The 10364-nt window shown below is 65.7% G+C and carries 12 protein-coding genes and 1 riboswitch; of the genes, 7 read left to right on the top strand and 5 right to left on the bottom strand.

Annotated elements, in window-relative coordinates; translation table 11 throughout:
• Positions 1 to 33: 33 nt before the first annotated feature.
• Positions 34 to 139: riboswitch (TPP riboswitch) on the top strand.
• A 59-nt stretch (positions 140 to 198) separates the two neighbouring features.
• Positions 199 to 1473 (top strand): purine-cytosine permease family protein, encoded by a 1275-nt coding sequence (locus tag AC07ZH_RS20270; RefSeq protein WP_495201093.1) that lies wholly within the window; start codon positions 199 to 201, stop codon positions 1471 to 1473.
• Positions 1474 to 1543: 70 nt separating this feature from the next.
• Here the strand turns inward: AC07ZH_RS20270 and thiD are convergent, their stop codons facing one another.
• Positions 1544 to 2398 (bottom strand): bifunctional hydroxymethylpyrimidine kinase/phosphomethylpyrimidine kinase, encoded by an 855-nt coding sequence (gene thiD / locus AC07ZH_RS20265; protein ID WP_495201092.1) that lies wholly within the window; start codon positions 2396 to 2398, stop codon positions 1544 to 1546.
• Between the two features lie 284 nt (positions 2399 to 2682).
• Here thiD and AC07ZH_RS20260 point away from each other — a divergent pair, with 284 nt between their 5' ends.
• From AC07ZH_RS20260 to AC07ZH_RS20245, 4 genes are read left to right on the top strand one after another with little or no spacing between them, the layout of a single operon-like run.
• Positions 2683 to 3795 carry an FAD-dependent oxidoreductase gene (locus tag AC07ZH_RS20260; RefSeq protein WP_495201091.1) on the top strand — a complete coding sequence of 371 codons (1113 nt, stop codon included), beginning with the start codon at positions 2683 to 2685 and terminating at the stop codon, positions 3793 to 3795.
• Positions 3792 to 3989, top strand: a complete 198-nt coding sequence (thiS, locus tag AC07ZH_RS20255) for a sulfur carrier protein ThiS (protein WP_495201090.1) — start codon at positions 3792 to 3794, stop codon at positions 3987 to 3989. The genes AC07ZH_RS20260 and thiS overlap by 4 nt, the downstream gene beginning before the upstream one ends.
• A gap of 24 nt (positions 3990 to 4013) precedes the next feature.
• Positions 4014 to 4823 carry a thiazole synthase gene (locus tag AC07ZH_RS20250; RefSeq protein WP_495201089.1) on the top strand — a complete coding sequence of 270 codons (810 nt, stop codon included), beginning with the start codon at positions 4014 to 4016 and terminating at the stop codon, positions 4821 to 4823.
• Positions 4820 to 5734 carry a thiamine phosphate synthase gene (locus AC07ZH_RS20245; protein ID WP_495201088.1) on the top strand — a complete coding sequence of 305 codons (915 nt, stop codon included), beginning with the start codon at positions 4820 to 4822 and terminating at the stop codon, positions 5732 to 5734. The genes AC07ZH_RS20250 and AC07ZH_RS20245 overlap by 4 nt, the downstream gene beginning before the upstream one ends.
• Before the next feature lie 47 nt (positions 5735 to 5781).
• On the opposite strand, the gene AC07ZH_RS20240 is transcribed toward AC07ZH_RS20245, so the two are convergent.
• Positions 5782 to 6726 carry a LysR family transcriptional regulator gene (locus AC07ZH_RS20240; RefSeq protein WP_495201087.1) on the bottom strand — a complete coding sequence of 315 codons (945 nt, stop codon included), beginning with the start codon at positions 6724 to 6726 and terminating at the stop codon, positions 5782 to 5784.
• 133 nt (positions 6727 to 6859) lie between these two features.
• Between AC07ZH_RS20240 and AC07ZH_RS20235 the strand changes: the two genes are divergently transcribed.
• Positions 6860 to 7489, top strand: a complete 630-nt coding sequence (locus AC07ZH_RS20235) for a pyridoxamine 5'-phosphate oxidase family protein (RefSeq protein ID WP_495201086.1) — start codon at positions 6860 to 6862, stop codon at positions 7487 to 7489.
• A gap of 65 nt (positions 7490 to 7554) precedes the next feature.
• Complete coding sequence (locus AC07ZH_RS20230; RefSeq protein WP_495201085.1) at positions 7555 to 8148, top strand: glutathione S-transferase family protein; 594 nt, start codon at positions 7555 to 7557, stop codon at positions 8146 to 8148.
• 104 nt (positions 8149 to 8252) lie between these two features.
• Here the strand turns inward: AC07ZH_RS20230 and AC07ZH_RS20225 are convergent, their stop codons facing one another.
• The 3 genes from AC07ZH_RS20225 to AC07ZH_RS20215 all read right to left on the bottom strand — a co-directional run bounded on the left by AC07ZH_RS20225 (position 8253) and on the right by AC07ZH_RS20215 (position 10176).
• A complete protein-coding gene (locus AC07ZH_RS20225; protein WP_495201084.1) occupies positions 8253 to 9056 on the bottom strand; it encodes an enoyl-CoA hydratase/isomerase family protein in 804 nt (267 codons plus the stop codon).
• Between the two features lie 332 nt (positions 9057 to 9388).
• The gene (locus tag AC07ZH_RS20220; protein ID WP_495201083.1) at positions 9389 to 9877 is read right to left on the bottom strand and encodes a MerR family transcriptional regulator; all 489 of its coding nucleotides are present in this window, start codon (positions 9875 to 9877) and stop codon (positions 9389 to 9391) included.
• A 2-nt stretch (positions 9878 to 9879) separates the two neighbouring features.
• Complete coding sequence (locus AC07ZH_RS20215; RefSeq protein WP_495201082.1) at positions 9880 to 10176, bottom strand: SCP2 sterol-binding domain-containing protein; 297 nt, start codon at positions 10174 to 10176, stop codon at positions 9880 to 9882.
• Positions 10177 to 10364: the final 188 nt, after the last annotated feature.

Genomic DNA, 10364 nt, shown 5'->3' with positions numbered 1-10364 from the left:
CACTAGAATCCACCCCGCACCGCCGCAAGGCGCTGCATTTGCTAGGGGTGCCCCACGCCAAAGCCGGCGCGTGGGCTGAGAGAGTCCCTTTGAACCTGATTGAGATCATCCTCGCGCAGGGAAGCCCGTCTGCCACTCCATGCACTTAGCCGGCGTGGCCGGCATCTTCCTTGCGCTGCTTTGCCCAAGGAGTTCCGCATGAGCAGCCGCACCGCATCCGCCAACGAGGCGCTGACCCCCATCTCCAGCGAGCAGCGGGTTTTTCGCCTGCGCGACCACGCTTCGCTGTGGTTCAGCCTGGGCGTGGGGCTGCTGGTGATGCAGGTGGGCGCCTACCTGATGCCGGCGCTGGGCACCAAGGAAGCCCTGCTCGCCATCGTCGGCGGTTCGCTGATTGGCGCCGGCATGCTCGGCTGGGTGGCCAAGATCGGCTGCGAGAGCGGCCTGGCGAGCGCCGGGCTGATGCACGCGGTCTACGGGCGCAGCTTTGCGCGCCTGCCCATCATCCTGAACATCGTGCAACTGCTGGGCTGGGGCACGTTCGAGCTGGTCATCATGCGCGACGCCACCGTGGCGATTGGCCGCCAGTCGGGCAGCCTGCTCGCGGGCTACTGGCCGGTGCTGGCTACCTTGCTGTGGGGCGGCGCGATCACGCTGCTGATCAGCGGCTCCATGGTGCAGTTGGTGCGCCAAATCATTTCCCGGGTGGCACTTCCGCTGGTGGTGCTCTCCTTGCTCTGGCTCACCTGGAAGTTTCTGGGCATGGCGCAGGCGCAAGGGCTTGAAGCCCTCTGGCAGCGGCGCGGCGAAGGCGGCATGGGCGTATTGCCCGCGCTGGATCTGGTGATCGCCATGCCGATTTCGTGGTTGCCTCTGGTGGCCGACTACGCCCGCCATGGCAAGAGCGGCGGCGCGGCGCTGCGCGGCACCTGGGCCGGCTATGCGCTGGCCAATATCTGGTGCTACGCGCTGGGCATGCTGGTGGCGCTGGTGCTGCCCAGCGAGGACCTGGTGACCGCGTTGCTGCTGGCGCAGGGCGGGCTGATTGCGCTCTCGCTGATCCTCATCGACGAGGTGGACAACGCCTATGGCGACGCGTATTCGGGCGCGGTTTCCACCCACAGCCTGCTGCCGCGCTGGAGCGTGCGCCAGTGGGGCCTGTTGATTGCCGTCTTGAGCACGGGCCTGGCGCTGGTGCTGCCCATGCACAGCCTGGAGCCGTTTTTGCTGTTGCTCAGCTCGGTCTTCGTGCCGCTGTTTGGGGTGATTCTGGGCTGCCTGGCAGGCCGCCGCGACGTGGCGGCTCGGGTTGCAAGCGCGCGCGCCGCGCATGCGGCGCCGATTGCCATCTGGCTCGCGGGCATTGCGTGCTACCACCTGCTGGCGCAGTTTGCGCCGGCGCTGGGCTCGGCGCTGCCGACGCTGGCGCTGAGCTTTGTGCTGGCTTGGGTGGCGCGCCCGCGCAGTGCTTGATCGCTTCGTTTTTGATAGCTTTAAACGCTTTACAGATAAGCGCTAGAGCCAAAAAAACCCTCAAACCTTGCTACCGTACCCGCTGCGCCACCGGCGCATAGCCATGGTTCAGCGGCCCGGCGCCCTGCCCGGTGCGCACCTCTGCGCCGGCGGCAATCGCGCCCAGGATGTAGGCACGCGCTTCTTTCACTGCCTGCGCCAGGGGCAGGCCCAGCGCCAGGTGCGCCGCAATGGCCGAGGACAAGGTGCAGCCCGTGCCGTGGCCGTTGCGCGTGGCGATGCGTGGTGCCTCCAGCCGGGTGAGGCGACCGCCGGTTTCGATCAACACGTCAATCACCGCGTCGCCCGCCAAGTGCCCACCCTTGAGCAGAACAGCCGGCGCGCCCAGCGCGAGCAGCTCGCGCGCGGCGGCATCGAGCGCGGCGGGGCCGCCAATGGCGTGGCCCAGCAGCAGCGCAGCTTCGTCCAGGTTGGGGGTAATGACTTCGGCCAACGGGAACAGCTCGCGCACCAGCCCACCCACCGTGTCGTCGGCCATCAGGCGGTCGCCGCTGGTGGCGACCATCACCGGGTCGAGCACCACATGCGGCAGGCGGTGGCGGCGCACGGCGTCGGCGACCACGGCGACGATTTCCGGCGAATGCAGCATGCCGATCTTCACGGCGTCGACGCCGATGTCTTCCACCACGGCGTCGATCTGTGCACGCAGCATCTCGGGCGGCACGCCATGGATGGCGCGCACGCCCTGGGTGTTCTGCGCGGTGATGGCGGTGATGGCCGTCATGCCGTAGCAGCCGAGCGCGGCAAAGGTTTTGAGGTCGGCCTGAATGCCCGCGCCGCCGCCGCTGTCGGAGCCGGCGATGGAGAGCACGCGCACATAGCGGGGGGCATTGCCTGCCGGGGTGGCTGTGGCGGTCTGGGTCAAAACATCCTCCTGAAAAAACCCGCATGCGCCGGGCCGGGCCATTGTGGCGCATGCGCCATGTCAAGCTTGCGGGTTTGGCGCTGTGCTTTAATTTGCGCAGGACGAAACAGGGGTGTCCCGCCAAGATCGGCGTGGACTGAGAAACACCCTGGGGCAAAGCCACATGCTGCACCGCGTGCGCGCCGCCCCGTTACCCGATCCAGGTCATGCTGGCGTGGGGAGTTTCCAGCGCAAAGCACCATCCCGGTGTGCCCGTTTTGTCCGTGAACCCTGGACGGAACACGATGACTTCACAACCAACCTCTTTTGCCATCCTGGGCGCCGGGCTCATGGGCCGGCTGCTTGCTGTCTCGCTGGCGCGCGCTGGCCACCAGGTCGCCATTTACGACCTGGGCGGGCCCGAGGGCGAGCATTCGGCCGCCCGCGTCGCCGGCGGCATGCTGGCGCCGCTGGCCGAATCGGCCGTCACCGAGCACGGCGTGGTGCGCATGGGGCGCTATGCGCTCACGCGCTGGCGGGAAATCCTGGGCACGCTGGCGAGCCCGGTGTTCTTCCAGCAGGAAGGCACGCTGATCGTCTGGCACCGCCAGGACGCCACCGACGCCGCACGCCTGCGCCAGCAGCTTGCCGCCACACGTGAGCAGGTGCCAGAACTCCCCGCCATGGAGCCGCTCGACGCCACGCGGCTGGCCGAAGTCGAACCGGCATTGGCGACGCGCTTTGCCAGCGGCATGCTGCTGCCCGGCGAGGGCCAACTCGACAACCGCCAACTGCTGGCCGCACTGGCGCTGGAAATGCAGACGCTCGGCGTGCAGACCCACTGGAACCAGGCCGCCGACCCGGCAGATTTCACGCCGGGCACCAGCGGCCAGCCCGGCTGGGTGATCGATTGCCGGGGCCTGGGCGCACGCAGCGCGTGGCGGGCGCTGCGCGGCGTGCGCGGCGAGGTGGCGCGCGTGCACGCGCCCGAGGTCACGCTGGCGCGCCCGACGCGGCTGGTACACCCGCGCTACCCCATCTACATCGCGCCCAAGGAGAACCATGTGTTCGTCATCGGCGCCACCGAGATCGAAACCGACGATCTCTCGCCCGCCAGCGTGCGCTCGGCGCTCGAACTGCTCAGCGCTGCCTACGCGGTGCACCCCGGTTTTGCCGAGGCGCGCATTCTTGAGATTGCAACGCAGTGCCGCCCCACCCTGCCCGACAACCTGCCCGCCGTGCGCGTGCGCACGCCGCGCGTGCTGGAAGTCAACGGCCTGTACCGCCACGGCTACATGATTGCCCCCGCCATGCTCGACGTGGTGCTGGAGCTGCTGGCCACGGGCGATTCGCCGCTGGCACGCAGTTTTGACCTGGCGGTGGACACCGCAGAGCCAACCGAGGCACTTGCCGCATGAACCTCACCGTCAACGGCCTGCCCCGCACGCTGCACGACGGCGCCAGCGTGGCCGATCTGCTGGCCGCCATGGACGCCAAGCCGCCGTTTGCCGTGGCTGTGAATACGGTGTTCGTGCCGGCTGCACACCATGCCACGCAGGTGCTGCAGGCCGGCGACCGCGTTGAAGTGATCTCCCCTGTCACCGGCGGCTGAGCCGCCTTGAACCCCCTTTTTGCCATGACCGCTACCGCATCCCCTGACACCCTCACCCTTTACGGCGAAACCTTCCAGAGCCGCTTGCTGCTGGGAACCGCGCGCTACCCCTCGCCCAGCACGCTCAAAGCCGCCGTGCAGCAAGCCAGGCCCGGCATGGTGACCGCCTCGCTGCGGCGCCAGACCAGTGGCAGCGCCGACGGCGGGCAAAGCTTCTTCGAGCTGCTGCGCGAACTCGGCGTGCCCGTGCTGCCCAACACCGCCGGCTGCCACAGCGCGCAGGAGGCCATCACCACGGCCCAGATGGCACGCGAGGTGTTCAACACGCCGTGGATCAAGCTCGAAGTGATTGGCGACGACTACACGCTACAGCCCGACACGCTGAACCTCGTCGCCGCCGCGGAAACCCTGGTGAAGGGCGGTTTCAAGGTGCTGCCCTACTGCACCGAAGACCTGATCCTGTGCCAGCGCCTGGTCGACGTGGGCTGCCAGGCGGTCATGCCCTGGGCGGCGCCGATTGGCACCGGCCGCGGCCCCGTCAACCCCTACGGCTTGCAGGTGCTGCGCGAGCGCCTGGCCGTACCCATGCTGGTCGATGCCGGCCTGGGCCTGCCATCACACGCCTGCCAGGTCATGGAGTGGGGTTTTGACGGTGTGCTGCTCAATACCGCCGTAGCGCTGGCGCAAGACCCGGTTGCCATGGCCGTGGCCTTTGCCGACGCCGTGCGCGCCGGCCACAGCGCGCGCCGCGCCGGCGCCATGCAGCCCCAGGCGAGCGCCCAGCCGAGCACGCCGGTGCTGGGCACGCCGTTCTGGCACCATGCACCCGCATGACCGACACCACCACCTTGGCGCACGACATCGAGCGCGCCCACGCTGCCAAATTCAGCGCTTTCGCGCCGCTGCCTGCCCCCGCGCCTGAGAGCGACGCGCCGGTGTACCGCGCCGCGCTGGCCGCCTGCAGCGCGCTCGGCTTCATCGCCCAGGATGCGCAGGTGCTGGCCCATGCCTGGCAGGCGCGCTGGGAGCGCACCGGCAGCAGCGCGCCCGAACTCTGGCCCAGCGCGGCGCAGGATTTTGGCCTGCAGCCGCGCCCGCATGCCGCCCCCTTTGCCGCCTGCCCGCAGCAGCTCGGCCTGTACGCCGTGCTGCCCGACGCCGCCTGGGTGGGCCGCATGGCGCGTGCCGGCGTGCCCACGGTGCAACTGCGCTTCAAATCGGACGATGCCGCCGCCATTGCCCGAGAAGTGCGCGCCGCCGTTGAGGCGGTAGCCGGCACATCGGCCCTGCTGTTCATCAACGACCACTGGCGCGAGGCCATCGCCGCCGGGGCCTACGGCGCCCACCTGGGCCAGGAAGACCTGGATGCGCTCAGCGCTGTCGAAGTGGACGAGCTGCGCGCGAGCGGCCTACGCCTGGGCGTCAGCACCCACGGCTACGCCGAGATGCTGCGCGCCGACGCGGTGCAGCCGAGCTACATCGCGCTCGGCGCCGTGTTCCCCACCACGCTCAAGCGCATGGCCACTGCCCCCCAGGGCGTGGCGCGCCTGGCCGCCTACGCGGCGCTGCTGCGCGACTACCCCACCGTGGCGATTGGCGGCATTGGCGCTGACCAATTTGCCGAAATTCTGGACACCGGCGTGGGCTCGATTGCCGTCGTGCGCGCGCTGGTGGCGGCACAAGATCCAGAGGCGGAGGCTGCGCGGCTGCTGCGCGCCATGGGCAGCGTGGCGCCAAATTTATAGAGAAATTGGCCTGATGGGCGATCCAAATCCCAGTACGGTAGCTTCACTCAAGCCAAGTAGTCTGCCGATCTGGCCGTAGCATCACTTTTTGCAGCTAGCCGCTGCCGCAATCGAGGTACCGTCCAGTCGACAAAGCTGCGCACCCGAGAAGAGAGCAATCGGGAGTGGGGATAGACGATCTGGACCGGAATCGGTGCCGGCTCGAAATCCTGCAAGACCCGCTGAAGCGACCCGGCGGCAAGCGCGTCACGCACCTGATAGTCGAGAAAGACGCCGCAACCCAAGCCTTTGATGCAGGCGTCAAAAGCGATGTCGATCTGATTGGTGGTCAGGACGCCCTTGATCGGCACCCGGATCGTTTTGCCATCGCTGCCGCCGTCCGAGAATTCCCATTCCGCTCTGGGCACCACGCCCAGAAACTGCAAGCAGCGGTGCTGGGCCAGATCCGCCGGCCGATCCGGCGTCCCTGCACGCCGAAGGTAGTCCGGGCTGGCGCAAACGACGCGTTTGGTCGTCCCCAGCGGCACGGCAATCAGGGAGGAATCGCGCAAATGGCCAATGCGGACCGCCACATCCATGCCTTCGTCGAGCAGATCCACCACCCGGTCGAACAGCATGAGTTCGGCATGGACGGCCGGGTAGGCAACGAGAAAATCGGCAACGACCGGCCCGACATGCAGCCGCCCAAACATCACCGGTGCAGTGATCGCCAACTTGCCCGCAGGCTTGGCCTGCCGCGCTGACAGTGCATTTTCCGCCTCCTCAACCTCGGCCAGGACACGGCGACAGCGCTCGAAATACTCTCGCCCTTCGTCGGTCACGGCGATGCGGCGCGTGGTTCGGTTTAGAAGCCGCGTTCCCAGCGCCCCTTCGAGCATCGCCAGCGAGCGCACCACCGAGGTGAGCGAGACATTGAGTACGCCAGCAGCAGCCGTCAGGCTGCCCGCCTCGACGATGCGCACAAAAACTTCCATACCGCGCAGTTTGTCCATGCCACCCACATTACACCGAATATCGGCATTGTGTATGAATTTTTTATCTATTTATTACGAAATACGCAGCTATTAGTATGACCTCTATCGGCCGCGCCTATTGCGCGAGCCACTGCCAACCCAGGAGATCGGTATGGCTAGACGCTTTGCGCAACTGACCTTCACCGACAACGTGAAAGCAGCGCAGACACATTACGGAACGCGATCGCACAACGAGCGCTATGAAGCTAGCGATGCTGCCAACGTGGAACTCGGCGCGCACGAGAGCGAATTCATCGCAGCGCGCGATAGTTTTTACCTGGCGACGGTGAGCGAAACCGGTTGGCCCTATGTCCAGCATCGCGGCGGGCATCCCGGTTTCCTCAAGGTGCTCGACACGAAAACGCTGGCCTTCGCCGATTTCCGGGGCAACCTGCAATACCAGAGCGTCGGCAACCTCCAGGGCAATGACCGCGTCTGTCTAATCCTTGTCGATTACCCGCAGCGCCGTCGCCTCAAACTGCTCGGCCACGCGCACAGCATCGACATTACCGAAGTCGGTGACCAAGCGCCGGCCCTGCTCGGCCAACTGCGCGTGGACGACAGTGGCGCCAAGGTCGAGCGGGTGCTGCTGATCGAGGTCGCAGCCTACGACTGGAACTGCGCTCGGCATATCACGCAGCGTTTCAGCGAGCGCGAAATGCAGCAAATAGTCAACCCCTTGCGCCAGCGCATCGCTACCCTCGAAGCGCGGCTGTATCCGTTCGGCTGCGATCTCTCATAAGGCAGTTGCAGGCATGAAACCCCGTAATCCCATCCATCCATCCATCCATCCATCAAGGATAAAAAATGAAACTGTACGATCTGGAGTTGTCGGGTAATTGTTACAAAGTGCGCCTGTTCGCTGCCTTGGCAGGTATTGCTCTGGAGATCACGGCGGTCGATTTTCTCGGTGGTGCGCACAAGCAGCCACCGCTCATCGGGCTCAATCCATGGGGTGAGATTCCCATTCTGGTCGACGGCGAAGTTGTGCTGCGCGATTCCCAGGCCATCCTCGTTTATCTCGCCGCCAAATACGCCAACGAAACCTGGTTCCCTCGCGACGCGGCCGGCATGGCGGAGATTGTGCAGTGGCTGTCGACAACGGCCAACGAGGTACAGAACGGGCCGGCAGCAGCGCGCTTAGTGGACAAGTTCGGTTACGCCATCGACAAGGCCGACACCCTCAAGCGCTCAGCGCGCATCCTGCCCCTGATCGAAGCGCACCTCGCCGGACACCAGTGGCTTGCGCTGGGGCGCCCCACCATCGCCGATTGCGCCGTCTTCCCCTACGTCGCCCTAGCGCCGGAAGGCGGCGCCTCGCTTTCGGACTACCCCAACATCCGGCAGTGGCTGGACAGAATCAAAGCGTTGCCGAACTTTCTCGCCATGCCCGGCGTTTAAAGTTGCCATCGAGGCCATTGCGCAGGACGGCAGAACGCTGTACTGCACATGATCTGACCTGAATCATGCCAGCGTGCACACGTCTGGTGTTCTGGCATGGCACATCAAAAAGCTGGCGGGCGTTTGGCAAGAAAAGCGTTGATGCCCTCGCGGTGCTCGGTGCTATCGGCATAGACGTAGGCGCCATTCACTATGCATTCCATAGCTGCTTGCGCATACCCTGCAAGCGTGGAAGGCGATTTCAGTGCCCGAAGCGTTTGCTTGTTCAGGCGTGCCGCCTGCGGTGCGAGCGCGGCGATGCGGCCCGCACTGGCGAGTGCCTCGGCCGCCACAGCTTCCTTGGCGACGACGCGCGAGAGAAAACCGCAAGCCTGCATCTCGGCCGCAGAGAACGTGGCGGCCTCCAGCAGCATCTGCCGCGCAACCGCCTCGCCCAGCGCACCCGCCACCAGTTGCGCCTCGCGCGGCGCCATGGGGAATCCCAACCGCGCAATCGGCGCGCCAAAGCGGGCCGAGGCGCCGGCAATGCGGATGTCGCAGCAGCTGGCAATCTCCACGCCCGCGCCCATGCAGGCGCCCGAGATGCCAGCGACCAACGGCACGTCGCAGGCGAGCATGGCGGCGAGTGCGCTCCAGACTTCCGTTTCGTGAAAGTCGCGCAGCGCTGCCTCGTCAAAACGAAACGCGGGGTATTCGGAAATATCGCCGCCGGCGCAAAACGCCGTGCCCGCGCCTTCCACCAGCACGCAGCGGGCGCTGGCGTCGGCATTGATCCGCTCGAAGACTGATTTCAACTCGCGCCACATGGCGCGCGACATGGCGTTGAGGCGGTCGGGGTTGTGCAGAAGTACGCGCCAGCCGCCAGAAATTGCGTCCAATGGTTCGACGCGAATGTGCCCCTGTTCCATGTGTGTCCTTGCTCTATCAGCCGCCAGTGGCCCATTTTCGACCTGGCGAGAAGCAGCAATTTTGCCTTGCGCCAACGGCGCTGCCGTGCGTGTTGAGATTGCTTCCAATCGTTGAGGGAGTTGACCACGAGGCCGCACGACTGCTTCTGGTGCAGTGTTTTGTGCTGGATGGCACAAATAAGAAGGATGGATTTTGGGTTCTGGAAAGGCGCAAACCGCAGCGATAGCCGCAGCTATCGCGAGGATTTGCAACGCAGCCAGGGCGCCAGAAATTGCCTGCGTTGGCCCGCCGATAGCGCGGTGCTATCTGACCAAAGATGACCAAAGGCCCATCAGCTTGCGTCCCGTGGCGGTAGCCCGAGATTTCCGCGCACATTGCTGTTGATGATGCGCAGCTCGGCCAGGCTGCTTTCGATGTGGGCGCGCTTTTGCTCCAGCTCGGCAATCGCGCCATCGGTGCGTTCCAGCACATAGCGCAGTTGCTGCTGACGGCCTTCGCCCGCCTGGCCGTACATGTCCAGGTACTGCTTGATTTCCGCCAGCGACGAGCCGATGGCCTTGGCCCGCAATATCAGCACCAGGCGCGCACGGTCGCGCCGGCTGTAGACGCGCGTGCCATTGACGCGGCGCGGGCACAGCAGGCCCTTGTCTTCGTAAAAACGCAAGGTGCGGGGCGTCACGCCAAAAGCCTTGCACAGCTCGGTGACACCGAAAAGTTCGGAATGCTTGTCGTCGGAGAAATGGTCGGCCAGCACCTGGCGCGCGGCTTCCGTGGCCGCAGCCTGGCGGTCGCCCGCGCCCTGGGTGTGGCCGTCGGACATGGTCAGATCACCCGCTGCAGCTTCATGGCAATGCCCATGTCGCCACTGACCTTGAACTTGCCGCCCATGAAGCCGGTGACCGGGTCGAGCTTGCCGCTGAGCAGGTTGTTGAGGTTGTCCAGGGTGATCTCCACCGTGCAGTCGGCATCGCGGTCGTGGTTGTCCACCGTGTTGGGCGTGGAGACGCCGTCGACGACGATGCGGCCATCGCCGCCGCAATCGAACTTGAGGACAGCGCCAAGGCCGCTGTTGTCGCCGACTTTGGCGCGGATCGCGTCGGTGCATTCCTGGATGTTCATGGGAATCCTTGCAAGAGTGGGTGGGAAAAGCCAGGTGCGCATCATAAGCCCGCACCCTATCTAAAACGAAAGGGTAAATGCGCATAAGAAAGCAGGTTGACGTTAACGTCACCATCCCATCTAATGGCGCATCTCCGCTGCAGCACCCGACATGCCCCAAGCCACCCCTCCCATTGCCGGTTCCATGC

This window comes from Simplicispira sp. GW247-4R2A (genome assembly GCF_059424465.1).
Note: the sequence above shows the minus strand (reverse complement) of the source record. Positions and strands in the feature narration are given on the sequence as shown.